Source organism: Streptomyces sp. NBC_01241, from assembly GCF_041435435.1.
Lineage (GTDB): Bacteria > Actinomycetota > Actinomycetes > Streptomycetales > Streptomycetaceae > Streptomyces.
Genome location: NZ_CP108494.1, coordinates 6,423,182 through 6,443,824 on the forward strand (window position 1 = coordinate 6,423,182; position 20,643 = coordinate 6,443,824).

General features: G+C 69.0%; 17 protein-coding genes and 1 pseudogene. 12 read left to right on the forward strand and 6 right to left on the reverse strand.

Going from position 1 to position 20,643, the window contains the following annotated elements; genetic code table 11:
• The first annotated feature begins 376 nt into the window (after window positions 1-376).
• Entirely contained in the window at window positions 377-1,138 is a 762-nt protein-coding gene (locus OG306_RS28895; protein WP_266749136.1) for a GNAT family N-acetyltransferase, read from the forward strand.
• A gap of 111 nt (window positions 1,139-1,249) precedes the next feature.
• Here OG306_RS28895 and OG306_RS28900 read toward each other — a convergent pair whose 3' ends face one another.
• Both OG306_RS28900 and OG306_RS28905 read right to left on the reverse strand, forming a co-directional pair.
• Entirely contained in the window at window positions 1,250-1,786 is a 537-nt protein-coding gene (locus OG306_RS28900) for a TerD family protein (protein WP_266749137.1), read from the reverse strand.
• Window positions 1,787-1,948: 162 nt separating this feature from the next.
• Window positions 1,949-2,960: pseudogene (locus tag OG306_RS28905) on the reverse strand (DUF1152 domain-containing protein).
• 80 nt (window positions 2,961-3,040) lie between these two features.
• Between OG306_RS28905 and OG306_RS28910 the strand changes: the two are divergent.
• The gene (locus OG306_RS28910; protein ID WP_327258682.1) at window positions 3,041-3,646 is read left to right on the forward strand and encodes a YdbC family protein; all 606 of its coding nucleotides are present in this window, start codon (window positions 3,041-3,043) and stop codon (window positions 3,644-3,646) included.
• Between the two features lie 107 nt (window positions 3,647-3,753).
• On the opposite strand, the gene OG306_RS28915 is transcribed toward OG306_RS28910, so the two are convergent.
• Together OG306_RS28915 and OG306_RS28920 are read right to left on the reverse strand one after the other, a co-directional pair.
• Window positions 3,754-4,428 (reverse strand): TetR/AcrR family transcriptional regulator, encoded by a 675-nt coding sequence (locus OG306_RS28915; protein WP_266905210.1) that lies wholly within the window; start codon window positions 4,426-4,428, stop codon window positions 3,754-3,756.
• A gap of 375 nt (window positions 4,429-4,803) precedes the next feature.
• On the reverse strand, window positions 4,804-6,066 hold the full coding sequence (locus OG306_RS28920) for an IS701 family transposase (RefSeq protein ID WP_371665068.1): 1,263 nt from the start codon (window positions 6,064-6,066) through the stop codon (window positions 4,804-4,806).
• 83 nt (window positions 6,067-6,149) lie between these two features.
• Here OG306_RS28920 and OG306_RS28925 point away from each other — a divergent pair, with 83 nt between their 5' ends.
• The 7 genes from OG306_RS28925 to OG306_RS28955 all read left to right on the forward strand — a co-directional run bounded on the left by OG306_RS28925 (window position 6,150) and on the right by OG306_RS28955 (window position 12,923).
• On the forward strand, window positions 6,150-6,950 hold the full coding sequence (locus tag OG306_RS28925; RefSeq protein ID WP_353962449.1) for an ATP-binding cassette domain-containing protein: 801 nt from the start codon (window positions 6,150-6,152) through the stop codon (window positions 6,948-6,950).
• Window positions 6,951-7,030: 80 nt separating this feature from the next.
• Window positions 7,031-7,597 carry an ATP-binding cassette domain-containing protein gene (locus OG306_RS28930; RefSeq protein WP_353962450.1) on the forward strand — a complete coding sequence of 189 codons (567 nt, stop codon included), beginning with the start codon at window positions 7,031-7,033 and terminating at the stop codon, window positions 7,595-7,597.
• A gap of 25 nt (window positions 7,598-7,622) precedes the next feature.
• Entirely contained in the window at window positions 7,623-8,282 is a 660-nt protein-coding gene (locus OG306_RS28935; protein ID WP_266749141.1) for a histidine phosphatase family protein, read from the forward strand.
• A gap of 12 nt (window positions 8,283-8,294) precedes the next feature.
• The gene (locus OG306_RS28940) at window positions 8,295-9,197 is read left to right on the forward strand and encodes an ADP-ribosylglycohydrolase family protein (protein WP_266749143.1); all 903 of its coding nucleotides are present in this window, start codon (window positions 8,295-8,297) and stop codon (window positions 9,195-9,197) included.
• A 240-nt stretch (window positions 9,198-9,437) separates the two neighbouring features.
• Complete coding sequence (locus OG306_RS28945; RefSeq protein WP_266749144.1) at window positions 9,438-11,204, forward strand: DUF4153 domain-containing protein; 1,767 nt, start codon at window positions 9,438-9,440, stop codon at window positions 11,202-11,204.
• Between the two features lie 327 nt (window positions 11,205-11,531).
• Window positions 11,532-12,242 (forward strand): ribonuclease HII, encoded by a 711-nt coding sequence (locus tag OG306_RS28950; RefSeq protein WP_266749145.1) that lies wholly within the window; start codon window positions 11,532-11,534, stop codon window positions 12,240-12,242.
• Window positions 12,243-12,302: 60 nt separating this feature from the next.
• Complete coding sequence (locus OG306_RS28955) at window positions 12,303-12,923, forward strand: hypothetical protein (protein ID WP_266749146.1); 621 nt, start codon at window positions 12,303-12,305, stop codon at window positions 12,921-12,923.
• 67 nt (window positions 12,924-12,990) lie between these two features.
• On the opposite strand, the gene OG306_RS28960 is transcribed toward OG306_RS28955, so the two are convergent.
• Together OG306_RS28960 and OG306_RS28965 are read right to left on the reverse strand one after the other, a co-directional pair.
• Window positions 12,991-13,629 carry a hypothetical protein gene (locus OG306_RS28960; protein WP_266749147.1) on the reverse strand — a complete coding sequence of 213 codons (639 nt, stop codon included), beginning with the start codon at window positions 13,627-13,629 and terminating at the stop codon, window positions 12,991-12,993.
• A 217-nt stretch (window positions 13,630-13,846) separates the two neighbouring features.
• Window positions 13,847-16,018, reverse strand: coding sequence for a RecQ family ATP-dependent DNA helicase (locus OG306_RS28965; protein ID WP_266749148.1), 2,172 nt, complete (start codon window positions 16,016-16,018; stop codon window positions 13,847-13,849).
• Between the two features lie 110 nt (window positions 16,019-16,128).
• On the opposite strand from OG306_RS28965, the gene OG306_RS28970 reads away from it, so the two are divergent.
• The 3 genes from OG306_RS28970 (at window position 16,129) to OG306_RS28980 (ending at window position 20,575) form a co-directional block, all read left to right on the forward strand.
• The gene (locus OG306_RS28970; protein WP_266749150.1) at window positions 16,129-17,421 is read left to right on the forward strand and encodes a DUF4192 domain-containing protein; all 1,293 of its coding nucleotides are present in this window, start codon (window positions 16,129-16,131) and stop codon (window positions 17,419-17,421) included.
• 514 nt (window positions 17,422-17,935) lie between these two features.
• The gene (locus OG306_RS28975) at window positions 17,936-18,700 is read left to right on the forward strand and encodes an NUDIX hydrolase (protein WP_266907582.1); all 765 of its coding nucleotides are present in this window, start codon (window positions 17,936-17,938) and stop codon (window positions 18,698-18,700) included.
• Window positions 18,701-18,811: 111 nt separating this feature from the next.
• Window positions 18,812-20,575, forward strand: a complete 1,764-nt coding sequence (locus OG306_RS28980; RefSeq protein ID WP_266749152.1) for an ATP-binding cassette domain-containing protein — start codon at window positions 18,812-18,814, stop codon at window positions 20,573-20,575.
• The last annotated feature ends 68 nt before the right edge of the window (window positions 20,576-20,643 follow it).

The window sequence follows — 20,643 nt, forward strand, 5'->3', positions numbered from 1 at the left end:
CGTCGCGTTCCATGCCTTGTGACGAGAGCCGCTGATCTCTCAGGTTCTGCGTCCTGGGTGCCGGCCTCCGGGGTCGTGCGTCTCGACGCGACTCCAGGCGTGTTCGAGGCGATGCCGGACGGCTGGGCGGCCGTGCGGCCGTAGCGGCCCATAGCGGTCTCGGCCGCCCGGGCTGGACTCCGGCACTACCCACTGGCTTCGCCTCCACGGTTTCCTGCGCCGTCCGACAGCCGGCACCTCGTCCCGAAACCCCACGTTCCGTGGCTCAGCAGCCAGGAGGACCTCGAGGGCGAAGAGGCCTTGAGGGGCCCCGGGAAGCGAACCCCGTGGGGCAATTCGAAGGCAGCCATGGTGCACGGCTGCATAGGCTCCCCACATGCCAAGCTCAGAACTTCAGCGGATCAACGCCTTCCTGTCCGCCTTCGCCCGCCGCCAGGCTGCGCACACCGTGGACCTCCCTGGCGGGTTCGCTGTATATGACGACGCCTTCGCCCATTCCCGCGCGAACAACCAGGTCGTCGTCGACACGGCCGTCGACCCCGAGGCGCTGCCGGCCATCGCGGAGGAGGCACTGGGGCATCTGCCACACCGAATGATCTCCGTCCTTGACGACGCAGCAGGAACGGCATGCGCAGAGCCGCTGATCCGGGCCGGATACACCCACTCCACCTATCTGGTCATGCTGCACGCAGGCCCGGTGCCGGCCGGCGGACCTGCGGAGGAGATGGACCTCGACGCGATACGTACCCCGCTCACCCGGCGATGGCGGGGCCTCCTTCCGGACGTCGACGACGAGGTCGTACGCCACCTCGTCGACCGACGCGAGGCTCGCAGGCGCGGAGCCGACATCGTTCACTTCATCGGTGCCCGCGCGGAGGAGGGCGAGGTCGCCTCATGGGCCGACCTCTATCTGGACCCGGCAACCGGCACGGCCCAGATCGAGGACCTGATCACCTCGGAGGCCCATCTCAGGCGCGGCTACGCCGACGCCGTCCTGACCACCGCCCTGCGCCTGGCCGCCGACGCGGACTGCGGTACCCGGTTCCTGACCGCCGATGCGGCCGACTGGCCGCGCCACTGGTACGAGCGCCGCGGCCTCTCCGTCATCGGCCACTCGCACTGTTTCGAACGCGGCTGATTGCGAGCCTGGTCCCCTCCGTCGTGCAGCAGCGGTCCTCTGCGTCGTGCAGCAGCGGCCGGGACCGGGGCCGTTCGGCCGGTTGCCGTGCGGACCGTGTCCCGCGAGGCGTCAGGCTCCGGACGTACGGCCTCCCATCGTTGCGGCGAACGAATCGGGGTCACCGTCGAAGCCCCGGACCGTGGCGTGGAACTCCCAGACACCGGAGGCGCTGCGGACGAACTCCGCGACGGTTGCCGCGGTGGCGGCGCCGACCGCGGAGAAGTCGTCCTCCGCCAGATTCGTGTAGCCCTCCCGGACCTGTACACCGGTATTCGCTATCTCGGCGAATGTCTTGTGGCCGTCGCGCTGCTGAATGGCGACTCCGACGACGACCCGGGTGTACGCGGTCGACAACCGGCCCAGTTCCAGCGTCATCACCTCGTCGAAACCGAAGCCCTGGCCGGTCCTGCTGTCGCGGTTGAGGGTGATGGTGCCGTCCGGCGAGCGGCTGTCGAAGTGCACGAGGTACGCCGGACTGCCGTACGGCACATTCGTGAGGTAGGTCGCCGCGATGATGTCGAGGTCATGGGCCGGGGCACCCGGAGGACTGGGATCCCATTTGAGCCTGACTTCGACCTTCTCGATGTCCTTGTTGGGCGTGCTCATCGGACTTCCCTCCTTGGTTCGCCGCTGGGTCGTCGGGCCGTTCATACCACCCGATCATGTCGGTAACGGACCGTGGATCCAACCGGCTTGGCAGCCAGGGGCGGAATCGGGCCACTGTGTCGATCGACGGTTCGGCGTTCGCCGGATTGCCGGTTCGCTGGTTCAGTGCGGAATGCGGCGGGGCGGTCGCTGCCGGACCTTTTCGCGGAAGGTCTCGATGGCGCTGCTGACCTGACGGATGAGATGGGTGTCCTCGATGCGGTCGAGATAGAGGCAGTTGCGGGCCACCGCGTCCGGTTCGAAGGCGAAGCAGAGCGTCATCAGAGGGTTGATGAAGAGTTCGCTACCACGCGTGCGCGAGGTGAACTGTACGTCCCCGAAGGCTCCTTGGGCGGCTGCGGCAATCGACCCGTTGACGATGCTGGGGTGGTCGGGGGTGTGATGGTGCGCGTGCGCCACCGCGTCGACGAAGAGGGTGCCTTCGCGAGTGGCTTTATCGAGCAGGCAGTAGTGGGGATCGACGAAGTCACGCGAGTGTTTCGGGATACGGAGAACAAGCCGAGGCGTGAACCGTCGCGTTCGAGAGCGGCGATGTTCTCCAGCGCGAGGCCGTGACTCACCCCTCGATACGCGTCGATGCCGAAGCCGATGGACACAACCAGGCGCTCCGGTACGTCGATTGTGGCGAGCGCTGCGGCGCTGGTCAGATCCTCCTCCGGAGTGCCGAGGCCGGATTCGTCACCGGGCATCAGGATGTCCGTACCGCCGTCGACCAGGACGACCGCATCGACGTCGTACTTCTCGATCAACGCCCGGTAGGCGGCTCGCAGCGGTTGCACGCCCACTAGGGAGAAGGCATGCACAGTGCTCGGGTAGCCGTGCAGGGCGAGCCGCCGAGCGAGAGTGCGTTCCGGGAAGTAGGCCTGGTGGAGGGCCGATTCGGGGGTGATGGCGGCGACGTCCGGCGCGAGCCAGGCGTCGAGGGGCAGTCCTTCGAGAGCGCTGAAAGACAGATTGGCGGGCTGGACCTGCTTGCCCTGGTGGAACAGGGAGAGCGCGATCGGGAGTCCGCATAGATGTCGAACCCGCCCCCGACCCCCGTGACGAGGACGCGGTGGGCGGGTTCGAGGCGGGAGAACAGGGGGTTGGTGTGCAGCGAGGCCCTGGAGATCATTCTGCGTTTCTCGGCGATCGGTTCGGGTGTACTCCATCAGAGCGTGACCCGCGCCAGGGTCCGCACCGTACGATGGCGCGGTGCTGGTCAAGTGGATTCGTTGCACCGTGGTGGACCGTCGAGGCTTTGAACGGGGACAGCGAAAGTGGGCGGGGCTGCTGGGTGAGCCGGGATTCAGGGGTCAGGGCGGCGGGTGGAGCCGAGGGCGTCCGGAAGTGGCGCATGTTTTCGCCTTCTGGGAGAACCGCGTCTTTTACGACTCGTTCATGGCGCGTGCCCACGACGGGTTGGCCGCAGCGCAGTCCGGCACGTACAGCAGCATCCAGGTCAAGCTGTTCGAGTACCGCTTCGATGTGAAGACCGGCTTTGAGCCGCGCTTCACCGATGCGGATGTCGTCAGGGTGGCGCACAGCAAGGTGCACGAGGACCGGGTCGAGCATTTCGCACTGATGCAGGAGAGGGTGTGGAACCCGGCGATGGCCGGCTCTCCGGGGATGCTGAGGGGGGTGTTCGGCGAGGCGCCGGGGCACGAGTTCCTTGTGTTGTCCATGTGGCAGTCGAGCGCCGAGCGTGGCAAGTACCGGGCGGGGAGCATCGAGCGGCTGACGCAACGGGCGCAGACCGAGGACGATGTGGCGGCTGTGGCAGGAGACGTGGTGCAGCTCGAACCGTCCTGGACGGTGTGATCTGACGGACGGACGGACGGACGGACGGTGCGGGCGGTTGGCCGGGCCGGGTTCGGTCGGATGACTGGCGCGGTCGAGGTTGTGCACGTGGGCGGTTGGGTCGCTGGTCAGGCGGGTGCGGCCGAGGCCGAGGTGGGCGGGGTGCTGAAGACGCCCGCTCGGGCAGCTGCCAGCGCCGCGTCCACGGACTGGTCGGCCAGCCTCTCGTCGATGGGTTCACGGGTGATGAACAGCCTGAAGAACAAGGGGGAGGCCACTGCCCTGACCAGCGCTCCTGCGTCCGTGCGCTGGTCCAGTTCGTCGCGCGCGACAGCGCGCGCGACGATGACCTCGCAGCGGGCGAACCGTTCGGCGTAGAAGCCGCGCAGCGCCTCGGCGGCGCGCCGGGACTGGAAGGCCGCGGCGACGAACGCAGTCGGCGCGGCCGCTGTGTCGGGGTCGGTGAAGGCGGCGGCCGTCGTGTGTGCGAGGGCGCGCAGATCTCCCTCCAGGGTTCCGGTGTCGGGCGGTGTCCAGCTGTCCTCCCCGGCCAGATCCAGGGCATCCACGACCAGTCCTTCGAGGTTTCCCCAGCGGCGGTAGAGGGTCGTCTTGTGGATGCCGGAATGCTCGGCGACGTATTCGACGGAGAGGCCCGGGTAGCCATGCTCGACGAGCCCGGTGAGGACGGCATCCCGGACCGCCGCGCGGGTGCGAGCGGTGCGACCTCCGGGGCGGCGGCTACCAGGGGCGAGCGGGGCTGCCGGAACAGCGGTCTCCGGGGGAACTCTTCGTTCGGTCAATTGCTACTCCTGTTGCGTTAGTGCGTTCCAGCGTGCCACACTCACGCTTAATGCGACAATGGTTGCGTTTGATGGGAGTCGGCGGGCGGCTTGGGGTCATTCCCGGCAGTTCCCCGCTGGTCGCTGCTGCTTCCGCTGCTGTGGCTGTCCGAGTTCGGAGGTGCCCGTGCCTACACAGATCTCGCTGCGCGATATCACCGTGACGCGCGGCGAAAAGGCTGCTGCTCGACGAAGTCTCACTGACAGTGCGCCTAGTAGGGCTTTGTTAGGTGCGGTGGTGTGGTTCGGGTGCCGGGGCGGGTTGGCCGCATATGGAGCAGGCGCCGGTCCAGGTGGCCAGGAGGGCTTGGAGTTCGCGGAGGACCGCGTAGAGGGTCAGGCCGGCGCAGGGGCTTTTGGGTCGAGTCTGAGCAGGGTGCAGAAGGCTTGGGCGAGGGAGGCGAGGGTGGTGTGGCGGTGCCAGCCGGGGAAGTTGCGGCCCTCGAAGTGGTCCAGGCCCAGGCCGTCCTTGAGTTCGCGGTAGTCGTGCTCGATGCGCCAGCGGATCTTGCAGATGCGGACCAGCTCGCGCAGTGGGGTGTCGGCGGGCAGGGTGGACAGCCAGTAGTCGGTGGGCTCGGCGGCGCCGGGCGGCCACTCGGCCAGCAGCCAGCACTCGGGCAGGGAACCGTCCACGGCGCGGCGGATCGTGCGGTTGGCCGGGCGGACGCGCAGTGCGAGGAATCGTGAGCGCATCTCGGCGCGGGGGTTGTTCCTGGTGGTCTTGCTGCCCTGGCGCCAGGTCACCGTCCGTAGCGTGGATCGTCCTTCGTCCAGGGCGAGTTGGCGCAAGGTGGTGTGGGGGTCGGGGTACGCCGGGCCGGGCGGGCGGCCCTGGCCGCTGTAGGGCGGGCGCCGGGGGACGGCGTCACCCGGGTAGGCGGTGGTGCTGCCCTTGACCGCGACCGCGTAGGCCAGCCCACGTTCGCTCAGGCCCTCGCGAAAGCCTGTCGCGTCCCCGTAGCCGGCGTCGGCGACCACCGGCAGGTCGGGCAGCTCCCAGTCCCCGCGAACCTCGTCCAGCATGTCCAGGGCCAGGCGCCACTTCTCCCGGTGCCGCTCGCTGTCGGGGATGCCGGCCTTCGTCCGGCGGCGGCGGATCGCCTCGGCCAGCAGCGCATCGTCCGCGTTCTTGGCGTCGTCCCAGCTCTCGGGCAGGAACAGACGCCAGTCGACCGCCGAGGAGGCACGGTCGGACACCAGGTTGACACTGACCCCGACCTGGCAGTTTCCGCGCTTGCCCAGCGCGCCGCAGTACATCCGCGCCACCCCCGGCGAGTCGTAGCCGTCCTTGGGGAAGCCCACGTCATCGATCGCGTACGCCTCGGGCGAGATGTGAGCCGCAGCCCAACGGGCCAGCCGCTCACGGACCTTGCCCCAGTTCCAGGTGGAAGAGGAGACGAACTGCTGGAGCTGCTGATGGTCCACACCCAGACGCTCGGCCATCGGCTGCATCGACTTGCGCTTACCGTCCAGCATCAGCCCGCGCAGGTACAACTCACCCTTGGCCCGCTGGTCCCGCCGCGCCAGTGAACCGAGCATCTCCGCCGCGAACGCCTCCAAGCGCGGGCGGACCGTCTCCATCTCCTCAGGTGTCACACCTGAAAGAAGATCACAACCCTACCCCTGGCCGAACATTCGGGGTACCTAACAAAGCCCTACTAGGTGAGCGGATCGGAATCGTGGGAGAGAACGGCGCGGGGAAGACAACCCTGCTCGGCCTGCTCGCCGGCCTGGAACGGCCGGATTCCGGTGAGGCGTTCACGGCGTCCGACGGCAGTACAGGGCTGCTGGCGCAGACGCCAAGGCTGCCGCCGGACAGCGCGGTCCAGGACGTGATCGACGATGCCCTTGCGGAACTGCGCACCATGGAGCAGAAGTTACGGGAGGCCGAAGCAGCACTCGGTACGGCCGGCCGCGCCGCCCTTGCCGCCTACGGAGACCTGCTCACGGCGTTCGAACTACGCGGGGGATGCGAAGCGGACGCGCGTGTCGACAAGGCGATGCACGGCCTCGGTCTGGCCCGCATCGGACCGGCCCGGCGGCTCGGCAGTCTCTCCGGCGGCGAGCAGGCACGGCTCGGCATCGCCTGCCTGATCGCGGCGTCCCCCGAGGTGATGCTGCTCGACGAACCCACCCATCACCTGGACGGAGCCGCTCTCGACTGGCTGGAGGGCGCACTGCTGTCCTACCGCGGCACGGTGATCGCCGTGTCCCATGACCGGATCTTCCTTGAGCGCGTGACCACAGCGGTGCTGGAGGTCGACTCCGACCGCCGGACCGTTGTGCGCTACGGCGGTGGATACGAGGGATTCCGGAGAAGGCACACCGGGAGGAGTACACATCGACCACAGCCCACGATGTCGCGGCCGACCGCGACATCAAGGACAACAACAAGATGGCGTACGACCGGGCCGCGGGCCGGGTCCAGGCCTCGGTGTCCGGGCGGATCCGCAATGCCCGCAAGCGTCTGGAGCGACTGAGGGAGGAGCCCGTCCTCAGGCCCCCGGACCCGCTGCGCTTCACAGCCCGGCCCGGGGCAGGTGCGACCGAAGGGGAGCTGGTGTCCCTGACGGGTATACGGGTGGGCGATCGGCTCGCAGTCGACCGGCTCTCCGTAGCGGCGGGCGAGAGACTGCTGATTCACGGCGGTAACGGAGCGGGGAAGTCGACTCTGCTCCGCGTCATGGCGGGCGTGCTCGAACCGGACGCGGGCCGCGTGGTCCGGCGGGGCGGAATCGGCTACCTCGCGCAGGAGATACCGACGTACCGACCTGCGGAGCGGGTGCTCGCGACATTCGGCCGGGGACTGCCACTCACCGACGACGAACAGGAGGAACTGCTGCTCTCGTACGGACTGTTCCGGTCCCGGGATCTCCAGTTGCCGGTCGGATCGCTGTCCGCGGGGCAGCACAGACGTCTCGCCCTCGCCCGTCTGCTGGCCAGGCCCGCGGACCTGCTGCTGCTCGACGAGCCCGCGAATCACCTGGCCCTCGGACTGGTGCAGGAGCTGGAAGAGGCGCTGGCGCACTGGCAGGGCGCGATGGTGGTGGTCTCCCACGGCAGGGCGCTGCGCCGCCGCTTCACGGCCGACATCCGTCGGATGGAGTCCGGACAACTGCTCGAATGAGCCGCAGTCGATCTAGGGTCGGTACATGGCACGACCGCAACGCATTGTCCTCGTCCGGCACGGGGAGTCCGAGGGCAACGCCGATGACACGGTGTACGAGCGTGAGCCCGACCATGCGCTGAAGCTCACCGCGACAGGTCTCCGGCAGGCCAGGGAGACGGGCGTGCGGCTGCGCGAGCTGTTCGACGGCGAACGGGTCAGCGTGTACGTCTCGCCCTACCGCCGCACGCACGAGACCTTCCGGTCCTTCGGGCTGGACCTGGAGCGCGTGCGGGTGAGGGAGGAGCCGCGGCTGCGGGAGCAGGACTGGGGGAACTGGCAGGACCGGGAGGATGTGAGGCTGCAGAAGGCGTACCGGGATGCCTACGGGCACTTTTTCTACCGCTTCGCACAAGGCGAGTCCGGGGCCGATGTGTACGACAGGGTCGGGGCCTTCCTGGAGAGTCTGTACCGGAGCTTCGAAGCCCCTGACCACCCGCCGAACGTTCTGCTGGTCACACACGGGCTGACCATGCGTTTGTTCTGCATGCGCTGGTTCCACTGGTCGGTGGCCGAGTTTGAATCGCTGTCCAATCCGGGCAACGGCGAGACCAGGGCACTGATACTCGGAGCGGACGGGCGCTACACCCTTGACCGGCCTTTCGAACGCTGGCGCACCCCTGAGCCGTACGGCATCACCGGATAGAGTGGAAGGGCGATGACAACCGCTGACTCTGCCTCCGAGCAACGTCTTGAGCGCGCCCTGGCCAGCCTGCGTGGACTGGCTGTGGGAGACGCGCTGGGTTCCCAATTTTTTGTGCCGGCCAACTATCCGCTGCTGAAGCAGCGCGGACTTCCACCCGGCCCCTGGCAGTGGACGGACGACACCGAGATGGCCTCTTCGGTGCTGGCCGTGCTGGTGAGGCACGAGCGAATCGATCAGGACGCGCTCGCTCATTCCTTCGCAGACCACCACGACTTCGACCGCGGATACGGCCCCGCCGTGAACCGGCTGCTCCGGCTCGTGCGGGAAGGCAGCGACTGGCGGGAGCTGGCGTCCGCGCTGTTCAACGGACAGGGCTCCTGGGGCAACGGTTCGTCGATGCGCATCGCGCCGCTCGGTGCCTGGTACGCGGACGACCCGGAGCAGGCCACGCACCAGGCCGAGATCTCCTCGTACACCACGCATCAGCATCGCGAGGCGGTCGTGGGCGCGATGGCTGTTGCGGCCGCTGCCTCGCTGGCGGCGGCGTCCGCGGGACCACCCACCCCGACAGAACTTCTCGACGGTGTGATCGGGCTCGTACCGCGCAGCGCGGTCGGCGCCGGGCTGCGCCGGGCACGCGACATGCTCGACTACGACGATGCCGGGACGGTCGCTGCGGTCCTCGGTAACGGCCGGCGCACCAGTGCACATGACACCGTTCCGTTCGCCCTCTGGTCGGCGGCGCGAAGTCTCGGCGACTTCGAGCAGGCCTTCTGGGTGACGGCCCAAGCGGGCGGCGATGTCGACACGACCTGTGCGATCGTCGGCGGGATCGTCGCGGCGGGCAAGTCGGGCGCACCGCCTGCCGACTGGTCGGCACAGACGGAGGAGCTGCCGGACTGGCTCCCGCGGTAGGGCGAAGCGCGACAACGGCGATGTCGATGACGATGGCGCGGTGCGTCGATCGGACCGCTCGACTGTCACGGTACTGCCACAGCCCTGCCTCGCACGGCCGGTAACCGTAAGGGGAAGTTACCCTTTCGGCCACGCCGCCCACGGTGATCATTCTGACGGGCGCGCACCGAAATGAGACGCCGGGGTGCCCCCGCGCTGCCCAGCGGCGGTGTGTGCAGACCCCGGTGGGGGAGGGGTCCCATGTCCGATCACACGTCAGAAACACCTCGCCCGGAAGATGCCCCCGAGGGGTCCCAGCGGTCTGAGGGGTCCGAGCTGTCGGAGATGTCGGAACGGGCCGGGAGGGCCGGGAGGGCCGCGATGTCGAAGGCCCCGATGCCGGAACCCCGCGGCGCAGCCGCCGAGCCGCCGAAGGTGCCGGTCTCCGCGCGACAGGATGGACCACAGCGCCCGCCCAACCCCTGGCAGCAGGGCAGACCCCAGGCCTCGGCGGTCTCACGACTTCGCCCGGCCAAACCCCCCGCCATCCGGACCGCGACACTCTGTTCCATCCTGGCCACCGCGATACTGAGCGCCCTCCTGTTGGGTGACGGCCTCGGCCCGAACCTTCTGATCGTCGCGGTTCCCGCAGCGCTCGCGGCATACTTCGCCGCACAGGCGGCCGGTCGCCGACTCCGCCCATGGACAGCTGTCTGGGCGGTCGGCGGCCTTGCGCTCCTCGCCGTCCCGGCACTTCGGGACGCCGGATGGCCCACCTTCCTGGCGGTCGTATCGGCTGTCGCACTGGGCTCACTCGCCCTGCACGGCAGTCGCAGCTGGCTCGGGGTGTTTCTCGGTTCGCTGGGCCTGTTCAGTTCCATCACCGATGGCCTGGCCTGGGGCGGGCGAGGTGTGCGTGAACGAATGGCAGGCTCCCGGGGCCGGCTCGGAGTCGTATTCCGCACCACTGGTGTGGCGGTCGTCCTGCTCATCGTGTTCGGGGCACTGTTCGCAAGCGCCGATGCCGCCTTCGCCGACGTGCTCGGCAACCTGATCCCGGATGTGTCGGTGGGCGACAGCCCCTGGCGGTTGTTCCTCTTCGTGATCGGCCTGGTCGGTGCGCTCGCCGCCGCGTACAGCGCAGCCGTACCGGTGCGGTGGGACGGCATCACCGTTCGACCGGGGAAGGCGAGCGGACGGCTGGAATGGGCCCTTCCGCTCATCGTGCTGAATCTGCTGTTCGCCGTCTTCATCGCCATCCAGCTCACCGTGCTGCTCGGCGGATACGACAAGGTGATGGCCGAAACCGATCTGAGCTACTCCCAATACGCCCGTCAGGGTTTCTGGCAGCTTCTCTGGGCCACGCTCCTCACGCTGCTGGTGATCGCGATCGCCCTGCGCCGGGCTCCTCGCGGACGGGGCAGCGACCTCACTCTCGTACGGAGCGTGCTCGGCACGTTGTGCCTGCTCACCCTCATAGTCGTGGCGTCCGCGCTGAGGCGTATGGACCTGTACGTCGATGCGTACGGTCTGACACGGCTGCGTATATCCGTGGCTGCGATGGAACTCTGGCTCGGCGTGGTTCTCGTCCTGATCATGGCGGCCGGCGTGTTCGGTGCCCGCCTGCTGCCGCGTGCCGTCGCCGCCAGCGCAGCCGCCGCCGTGCTCGCGTTCGGACTGGTCTCGCCCGATGGGCTGATCGCGGAGCAGAACGTCCAGCGGTACCGCAACGACCACTCGATAGACATCGACTACCTCCGGGGCCTCTCGGCCGACGCCGTACCGGCCCTGGACACGCTGCCCGAGCCACTGCGCTCCTGCGCCCTCAAGGACATCCAGCGGTCGCTGCGATCCTCGGACACCCCGTGGTACGCCACGAGCTGGGGCGAGGCGCGGGCCCGGGGCATTCTGAGAAAGCGGGGTCCGAATGACCTGGCACAGAGCTGCGACGCTTCCCGTACGAGCGGCGGTGGCAGTGACCGCGGCGGTGACGAAGACGATCAGTACGACCCCTACGACCCGTACTGATGTGGGTCGGGCCGGACGGGGCGGGCCCGACGGGTACGAGCAGCGCACCGTTCCGTGCCGCGTTCCATGCTTCACGAATGTGACGCAGGCGCCGGGCAGCACCTCCAGTCCGTGATCCTCAGTAGAGTTCTCCCGGCTTCGACACAACTGTTCGCGACCGCCGAGTGCGTACATACAGGCTCGACCGGCGCGTGTACCGCAGCAAACTGAAGAACGAGGACCACGACCGTGCCGCAAACCGTTCCGCGGCGCGGCGTGCGGCCGGGTCGGTCGACGCCCGCCCCGGGGTGTTGTCGGCGTACCCATCGGCGTACGCTGACAGGCGCCATGCCGTACGAACCACCCACGCACACTGTCGAGCGCTCGCTGCGCGCGACCACTGGTGCCAAGACCGTCGCCGGTGTCGATGAGGTTGGACGCGGAGCGTGGGCGGGACCGGTCACTGTGTGTGCGGCCGTCACCGGCCTTCGCAGACCTCCCGCCGGACTCACCGACTCCAAGCTGATCAGTCCCAAGCGCCGCGCTGAGCTGGCCCCGTTGCTGGAGCGCTGGGTCACCGCGTTCGCTCTGGGAGACGCTTCTCCGCAGGAGATCGACGACCTGGGCATGACAGCTGCACTCCGCCTCGCAGCCGTGCGCGCCCTCGAAGCCCTGCCAGTCCGACCCGACGCGGTGATACTCGACGGCAAACACGACTACCTGGGAGAGCCCTGGCAGGTCCGCACTGTGATCAAGGGCGACCAGTCCTGTATCGCGGTCGCGGCGGCTTCGGTGATCGCGAAGGTTCGACGGGACACGATGATGGCCGAAATGGGCGCGGCTTCCGGCGAGTACGCTGCCTTCGCCTTCGACGCCAACGCCGGCTACCCGTCGCCCGTGCACCGGGCCGCGCTGGAGGAGTGGGGGCCCACACCCCTGCACCGCCTTTCATGGTCCTACCTCGACGCGCTGCCCAGGTGGCAGCACCTCAAGAAGGTCCGCTTCTCCGCCGAGGCGGCTGCACTGGAAAACGGGGGCCAACTCGGCTTCGACTTCTGATCGCGCACATGTACCCACCCGCTGATGCCTTGCGCGTCGGCGTTTGATAGACAACCACCCATGCCTCTCACTCCCGAGGAGCCTCAGATTCACGAGAGCGCCCAGGGTCCCCGCGTCCCTTCGGCCACAGGCCGCACCGCGTCGACCCCCCGTCCTGTACCCGGTCCGCGTTCAGCGGCCATGCCGCGCCCGGGTCGCCCGGGCCCCGGCCCCGCGAGGCCCGCGCCCCCGGCGCAGCGCCCGCACTCCACCTCCGGCCAGCCGCAGGCGGCACGGTCGGAGAATCGTTTTGCACCGCAGATCCAGCTGATCCCCGCCTCGGTCGCCGGCGCGCTCGACGCCGCCGACGAAGCGGTGGATCTGCTGCTCGACTCCGGACGTGCACCGGGCGACATCCTGGTGCTCACCATCGGAGAACAGCACCCGTGGGCTGTGCACGAACTCACCTTCGGTGAGGCCGCCTATTGGGCGCAGCACGAAGCCGGCGACGATGTCTTCTTCGCCGGTGCCACAGCCATGGACCGGCTCAAGCCCCGGCCCGTAGTGGTCGTCGCTGTCAACGGTGACGGTGGTGACGCCGTTGCCCGTGTACTGTCCGGTGCTCGTGAACGAGCAGGTGCCCTGCTGATCGTGTGCGGAGACCCGCAACTGATCAACGCAGAACTCGGCGCCGGCGTCTGATCCGTAGGGGACGAAGGACTGTGGTGACCCGGCTGCCCGAGAGGGCGGCCGGGCCCGCGACGACGGATCAGCGTGCTGCGGTGCGCCGCAGTGCCTGAGCCGCACCCCCGCCGGTGCGCAGCGGAACCGGATCAGGGTCCAGCGACGTTTCGGCGAGCGCGGACGGGCGGGATGTGGAGTTGGGCCGACGCCCGCCCCGGCCCTCGCCCAACACCTGCCAGCCGGCGAGGGTCAGCGTGATGTACGCACCGCACCGCAGGCCGTGCAATGTGCACGCGTCCCGCAGGCCCCACATCCACGCCCCGTCCTCCTCCGTCCAACGCTCGTCGCCCTCACGGCAGTAGAGCAGTACGGCGGTACGGGCAGGCGTGCGGCGACGAAGGTCGTGCGGAATCACCCGGCGCATGTGCGCCAGTAGAGCGTTGCGGAACTCCCAGCCGTCCGCGGTTATGGAGTGGCGGGCAAACGAGGCGCTGGCCGTGAGGCGTTCCTCATGGTCGAGTACGGCGACAACAGCGGTTTCCGGTGCGGGCCTGTGCCGGGAGTGCAGGCCGCTGACCACCTCGCGGGGGTTGCGCAGCAACGGTATGCCCGCTTCTGCCCACTCGGCCGGTTCGAGCATCCTGGCAAGGCGGTTGGCGGAGTCGACGGATGCCGAAGACGCCGATATCGAAGTGGCTGCGGACGGAGCGAATCCGAAGGTCACGGTCCTCCCTTCGCATACGCGCCCACGGTGCGGGCGGGGTCGAGTGAGGGCGCACCGCGGCACAGCCCTTCCGGGCCGCGAAAGGGCCGTGCGGGGAGCGAGTCCAATTCTTCCTGGCGTATCGGCGGGCGGCAACGAGCAATTGGCGCAGCTGACGGGAATCAGCTGGAATGACTCTGATATCCCTGCCCATGCCGTGCCCGGATGACGCCTCCCGTCACGCCTGAACAGCGAGGACCAGCGGAAACACCCCCTGTGCCCCGGCCCGGCGCAGCAGTCGCGCCGCCACGGCCAGTGTCCAGCCGGTGTCCGAGAGATCGTCCACGAGTAGTACGGGACCGTCCGCCGTGGCCAAGGCGTCGGCCAGCTCGGGTTCCACGACCAGCGCTTCGTGCAGAGCCCGAACCCGCTGTGCGCTGTTGGTCTGCGAGACCCGCACACCATCGGCCTCCGGTGCATAGGTGACACTGCCCAGCAGGGGCATCCGGCCGGCCTCGGCGATGCCTCTGCCGAGCGACTGGATGAGCCGCGGCTTGCTGTGTGAGGCGATAGTGACCACTCCGACCGGTCGGGGTGCGGCGTCCTCACCCCGAGAGGCCCAGCCCCCGGGACCCTTGGCCCAGTCGGCCAGCACACTCACAACCGCGTTCGTCACGTCGTCCGGCACGGGGGCATCTACCGTCTGCGCCGCCAGCATCGGACGCAGCCGGTTGCCCCAGCCGATGTCGGAGAGCCGACCCAGCGCACGGCCGGGGAACGACAGCTCTCCCGCGGGAATACGGCCCTTGAGGTCGACACCCACAGCGGCGAGACCGGTCGGCCACATCTTGCGGGGTTCCACCTCCACGCCGGGCCTGGCGAGTTCGCCCCGGGCCCCGTCCAGTGCCGCACCCGACACGTGGTCGTCGAAGCGAGCACCCGCGCAGTTGTCACAACGTCCGCATGCGGTTGCATTCTCGTCGTCCAGCTGGCGGCGCAGGAACTCCATCCGGCAGTCGGTCGTCGTTGCGTATTCGCGCATCGCCTGCTGCTCGGAGGCCCGTTGGCGGGCAACCCAGGCATAGCGCTCGGAGTCGTACACCCAGGGCTCACCCGTGGCGATCCAGCCGCCCTTCACCCGCCTGACGGCGCCATCGACGTCGAGCACCTTGAGCATGGTCTCCAGCCGGGTGCGTCTCAGGTCGACCAAGGGCTCCAGGGCCGGCAGCGAAAGCGGACGGCCCGCCTGGGCGAGAGCATCGATCGTCCGCCGGACCTGCTCCTCCGGAGGGAAGGCAACCGATGCGAAGTACTGCCAGATCGCCTCGTCCTCCTTGCCCGGGAGCAGCAGCACCTCCGCATGTTCGACGCCGCGGCCCGCGCGCCCCACCTGTTGGTAGTAGGCGATGGGGGAGGCGGGGGAGCCGAGATGAACGACGAAACCCAGGTCGGGCTTGTCGAATCCCATGCCCAGCGCGGACGTTGCCACCAGGGCCTTGACGCGATTGGCAAGGAGGTCGTCCTCAGCCTGCTGGCGGTCGGCGTTTTCGGTGCGGCCGGTGTAGGACGCCACCGTGTGCCCGCACTGGCGCAGATACGTGGTGATCTCCTCGGCGGCCGCAACCGTCAGCGTGTAGATGATCCCTGAGCCGGGGAGTTCCTTGAGGTGATCGCCCAGCCAGGCCAGCCGGTGTGCGGCATTGGGTAGTTGAAGGACGCCGAGGCTGAGGCTCTCCCGGTCCAGCGGGCCACGCAGTACGAGAGCATCCGTACCCGCGCCGGTGCCCAGCTGCTCCGCGACATCCGCGGTCACTCGCGCGTTCGCGGTGGCCGTGGTTGCCAGCACGGGTACGCCGGCGGGCAGATCGGCCAGCATGGTCCGCAGACGTCGGTAGTCGGGCCGGAAGTCATGGCCCCAGTCGGAAATGCAGTGCGCCTCGTCGACCACGAGGAGCCCGGTCGCGGCGGCAAGCCGGGGCAGGACCTGGTCCCGGAAATCGGGATTGTTGAGCCGCTCGGGACTGACCAGCAGCACGTCCACCTCCCCGGCCGCAACCTCGGCCTGGACGGTGTCCCACTCTTCGGTGTTGGACGAATTGATCGTACGGGCGCTGATTCCTGCCCGGGCCGCCGCCGCGACCTGGTTGCGCATCAACGCCAGCAGCGGTGAGACGATCACGGTCGGCCCGCCGCCCCGCGCCCGGAGCAGCGATGTCGCGACGAAGTACACGGCGGACTTGCCCCAGCCGGTTCGCTGGACGACCAAGGCCCTGCGCTTGTCGGCGACGAGTGCCTCAATGGCCCGCCACTGGCCCTCCCGCAGCCGTGCAGCACCTGAGGTGTCCCCGACGAGTCGGGCAAGTACGGAATCGGCCGAAGCCCTGAGCACTGCGCGGTCTGCGTTGGTCATGCCCCCATGCAACCCGATGACTACGACAAACCGCGAACGACCCCGCACCCCTGTGGATAAAGTTATCCACAGGGGTCGCGGAATTTGGCCGCCCGCGGGACGGTCGTGCCATGAACCAGCACCACGAATCCAGCGGTCCGGTCGGCGAGCAGCAGATCACCCTGCGGGGGCCTGCCGAGCTTGCCGACGCCCTCCCGTATCTCATGGGGTTCCACCCGAACGACAGCGTGGTCATGGTCGCCCTGCACGGCGGCCGGGGCCGCTTCGGCGGGCGGCTCAGGCTCGGCATCCCTCAGTCACCCCAGGAATGGGCCTCCGTCGCCGAGCAGCTTGCCGAGTGTCTGATCAAGGGAAGCGAGCGGCGTGGCGAGCGCCCTGACGCGATCGTCATTTTCCTCTGCCAGGATCCGGCCCGGGGCGAGAGCGGCAGCCAGACGATGGAGCGGCTGCGGCCCCTTGCCCAGCGCCTGCGTACGGCCTGCGGTGCCCTCGACGTACCCGTACTCGAAGCACTCTGCATCTCTGGCGGCCGGTACTGGTCGTACTGCTGCCCGGACAGCCGCTGCTGCCCGACCGAAGGGAACCAGATGGCTCTGCCCGGTACCTCTGTGATGGCGGCCGCCGCTGCGTACGCGGGCATTCGAGTGCGCGGAACACTGCGGGAGATGGAGGCCAGGCTCGAACCGCTGAATACCGGGGCGGCGGCAGACCAGCAACGGGCACTCGACTCGGCCGGTGCCGAGCTGGTGCCGAAGATCCTCGACGAGGCGGGACGCAAGGACGTGGCCCGGGAGACCTTGGGACTTGCCCGAAGGCTCATGAAACGCATCAGGGAGGCGCCGGTGGCGGCGCCCTCCGCGTCGGACATCAATGACGACCGGTTGATCAGCCACGACGAGGCCGCCGCGGTGATCCTTGGACTGCAGGACCGGGAAACCCGCGACAAGGCCGCGGAATGGATGGAAGGGCCCGAAGCCGATTCCGCGTTGCGGCTCTGGCGGGCGCTGTCCCGTCGCTGTGTCGCCCCGTACGAGGAGCACGCCGCGGCGCCGCTGACTCTGGCCGGGTGGGTCTCCTGGTCGACAGGTGATGAACCGGGTGCACGGGTCGCACTGGGTCTTGCTCTGCGGGTGGACCCTGGGTACACCTTCGCTCAGCTCCTGCACGAGGCGTGCAACCAGGGTCTCGACCCGGAGACGCTGCGCCGCTGCCTCCGGGGTGAGCGCCATGCCCGGGCGGGCCGGCGCCCACGCCCGGACCGGACGCGGCCCCGCAGCGTACGCCCGGCCGCCACTCGGCGAAGGAAGACCTCTTCGGGCTCCGCTCGCCCGGAAGCGGCTGTTGCCCGACGCCGGTCCGGGCGGGTCTCCCCGAGCCGTCGAGGGTCCAGGAGCGGTCGATGACTGCCATCCCTCGTCGCTCTGTGACACCTCTCCTCGATGGTCCGGTACCGAGATCATCGCTCCCCACCGTGCGGGGAGCGCAGGCCCGGAGGGTGCCGGCCTGCGCAGCTTCGCGGGCTTGCTCCCATCGGTTCACCCCGCGCCGCTCCAGGACGGCCGCGGACCGTACTGGGGCCGACGGTGCCGTGGTCGGTGCCTGCGGCCCTCAGCCGGGGGCTGTGGCCGGTCGAAGCTTTGTACGACACCGTCTTGAAGCGGCGCACAACCCCCTGAGACGAGGCCGGTGGCGTCCCGAGGGCTGACCGTGGTTCGACGTTCGTGCCGCAAGGGAGGGTGTAAGAGGAATCGGGGGGACGGTGGTCGGCGCCTCGGAGGTTCCCGGGCGGCGAGTGGAGTGATCATGCCGGAGTAGTTGGGTCGCAGGAGTCGTCCCGAAGTGCGCGGCAAAAGTAGTCAGGCCTACGAGCACGGCGAAGGGAGTGTTTATCGTCAGGCAGACGACTATGATCACCGCATGTCGCCCTACGACCCGTCGACCTTCCCGCCCTTCGCTGTCACCGTCGACCTGGTTGTGCTCACGGTGCGCCGTCATGCGCTGTGTGCGCTGGTGGTGCGCCGGGGCGAGCCGCCATTCCAGGGGCGATGGGCGCTGCCCGGCGGGTTCGTCAAAGTCGATGAGGACCTCGGAGCCGCAGCAGCGCGCGAACTTGTCGAGGAGACCGGATTGTGCGCCCAGGATCCTGTCGCCCCGGCGGTCGGCAACGGCGCCCATCTTGAACAGCTCGCCACCTACGGCGACCCCGGGCGTGACCCCCGGATGAGGGTCGTCAGCGTCGCTCACCTCGCCCTGGCCCCCGATCTGCCGGCGCCGCGGGCCGGAGGCGATGCGAATAGTGCGCGTTGGGCACCGGTCGAGGATCTGCTGGGGCCGGAGGGCGGGCTCGGTCATGAGGGCGAGGACCTGACCCCGCTCGCCTTTGATCACGCGCAGATCCTTGCCGACGGGGTGGAACGGGCGCGCTCCAAGATCGAGTACTCCTCCCTGGCGACCGCTTTCTGCCCGTCGGCGTTCACGGTCGGTGAGCTTCGGAGGGTGTACGAGGCGGTGTGGGGAGTGGTTCTCGACCCGCGGAACTTTCACCGCAAGGTGACAGGCACGCCAGGCTTCCTGGTGCCTGCCGGCGGAACGACCACCCGGCAGGGCGGTCGCCCTGCCCAGCTATTCCGGGCCGGTGCGGCGACGGTACTCAACCCGCCGATGTTGAGGCCGGAAGTCTGACCCTGCGGAACGCCCGCAAGGTTGATGCTGCACCAAAAGTCGGATATGTCGCGTTATCTTGCTGCGGTACCGCCCTGCCGCCGAGCGGTCTCACCTTCCGCGAGAGAAGCGATGCTCCAGGCCATCGGACTCACCAGCGCCCCCCGCCGCGGCCTACCGGCCGCCGTGCACGACCTCACCTTCGAGGCCCGAGCGGGCCACGTCACCGCGCTTTTGGGTGCCCCCGGCTCGGGTAAGACCTCTGCCCTTCGTCTGATGCTCGAACTCGACCCGGGACGAGGGGTCACCCACTTCAGGGGCAGACCGCTGCACCGTATTCCGCGCCCGGCGCGGGAGGTCGGCGTGCTCCTCGGGGACGTACCGGGTCATCCCGCCCGCACCGTCCGCGCTCAGCTCCGTATGCTCTGCGCCGCCGCGGGTGTACCGGCATCCCGGGCCGACGAACTGCTTGAGGCCGTAGGTCTCGCCGGACTCCGGGATCAGCGCGTCGGCACACTCTCACTCGGTATGGACCGCCTGCTCGCCCTGGCTTCGGCACTGCTCGGCGACCCGCACACCCTCATCCTCGACGATCCCGCGGAAGGACTCTCTTCGCGTGAGGAGTGCTGGCTGCACGGCCTGCTCCAGGCGCACGCCACCCAGGGCGGCACCGTTCTCTACACCACGGCCGACCCCAAAGAAGCCGCGCGGGCCGCCGACCGCGTGGTCACCATCGACGGCGGACGTCTCGTCGCGGACCAGAGCGCCGGCGACTTCTCGCGGACCCGTCTCCGCCCCCGGGTCGCGATCCGGACCCCGCACGCAGCGCGCCTCGCCGCCGTCCTGGCCCGTGAGGCCCGAGTGGCCAGGCGCTCGGTCGAGGTGGTCACCGAAGCAAGCGGCCGCCTCTCCGTCTACGGTTCCACCTGCGCGGAAATCGGCGACGCGGCATTCCGGCACGGGCTCCCCGTGCACCAACTCGCCGACGAGGTCGCCGACGCCGGTCCCGCGTATCCCGCAGAGTCCACGGATCCAGCGGACCTCGGGGCAAGGGAGACCGAACCCCGACCGGCCGCGCAGGCATCCGGCCCGGAGCTGCTCCCGCCGATCCGCCGCCGCTCGGCCCGCGGTCCGCTTCACCCGCTGCGCTACGAACTGCGCCGCCTCTTCGGTGTCAGAACAACAACCTTGGTCATGGCCGCCGTTCTTGTCGCTTCGGCCGGGCTCTCCCTTCTCCTCGCCCGCTCCGGCCATGCTCAGCTGCCGAAGGTGCTGGCGGGCTGGCCGTCCCTGCTCCCGCTGCCACCCGCGGCAGTCGGGGCCGGACTGATCGGCGCCCTGTCCTTCGGCGACGAGTTCCGCTACCCCGCGCTCGCGGCGGGCCGAGGCACCGTACCCCGTCGTCTGGGGTTGCTTCTCGCCAAGCTGGCGGTGTCAGCAGGCGTCGCCCTGGTGCTCGCCGTGCTTGTCGTGTCGGCGTCCGCCGAAGCCATTCGCCTGGTATATGGCGACGATTTGATTAAGATGCCACCGAATTCGGCATTCCTGGGCGCGGGTTGGGCGGGGCTGACCGTCGGCTGCGCCTGGGCAGGCCTCTTGGCCGCCGGAGTGTTCAGGGTGACGACGGCCGGAGTCGCCGCTGTACTGGCCGTTCCTGTACTCGTCGTTCCGTTTGTTCAGCATGCGCTGGCGAGGTCGGCCTCCCGTCCGGTCGCCGGGCTTCCGGGCAGGCTTCGCGAGCTGGTGTGGCCACGCTGGCCGTACGAGACGGATCGATGGGTGGCGGCTTTCGTGCGCGTGCTGGCACATCCCGTGGGCACCGCGCTGTCATTGTCGTTGTCGGCCTTGATCTGTGCGTTTCTGTTCACCAGCCTTCGCAGCAGGGTTCGTTGGTGATCACAGAGTTGCGTCGGGCCACTTCGAGCCTGGCAACTTCCTTAAAGTTGCCCGATTTCTGCCAATAA

Coding starts and splice junctions, on each gene's coding strand:
- OG306_RS28940 (WP_266749143.1), top strand. CDS start 8,295: ATGACAACCGCTGACTCTGCCTCCGAGCAACGTCTTGAGCGCGCCCTG.
- OG306_RS28900 (WP_266749137.1), bottom strand. CDS start 1,786: ATGAGCACGCCCAACAAGGACATCGAGAAGGTCGAAGTCAGGCTCAAA.
- OG306_RS28955 (WP_266749146.1), top strand. CDS start 12,303: ATGCCTCTCACTCCCGAGGAGCCTCAGATTCACGAGAGCGCCCAGGGT.
- OG306_RS28950 (WP_266749145.1), top strand. CDS start 11,532: ATGCCGTACGAACCACCCACGCACACTGTCGAGCGCTCGCTGCGCGCG.
- OG306_RS28895 (WP_266749136.1), top strand. CDS start 377: ATGCCAAGCTCAGAACTTCAGCGGATCAACGCCTTCCTGTCCGCCTTC.
- OG306_RS28945 (WP_266749144.1), top strand. CDS start 9,438: ATGTCCGATCACACGTCAGAAACACCTCGCCCGGAAGATGCCCCCGAG.
- OG306_RS28975 (WP_266907582.1), top strand. CDS start 17,936: ATGTCGCCCTACGACCCGTCGACCTTCCCGCCCTTCGCTGTCACCGTC.
- OG306_RS28935 (WP_266749141.1), top strand. CDS start 7,623: ATGGCACGACCGCAACGCATTGTCCTCGTCCGGCACGGGGAGTCCGAG.
- OG306_RS28965 (WP_266749148.1), bottom strand. CDS start 16,018: ATGACCAACGCAGACCGCGCAGTGCTCAGGGCTTCGGCCGATTCCGTA.
- OG306_RS28970 (WP_266749150.1), top strand. CDS start 16,129: ATGAACCAGCACCACGAATCCAGCGGTCCGGTCGGCGAGCAGCAGATC.
- OG306_RS28980 (WP_266749152.1), top strand. CDS start 18,812: ATGCTCCAGGCCATCGGACTCACCAGCGCCCCCCGCCGCGGCCTACCG.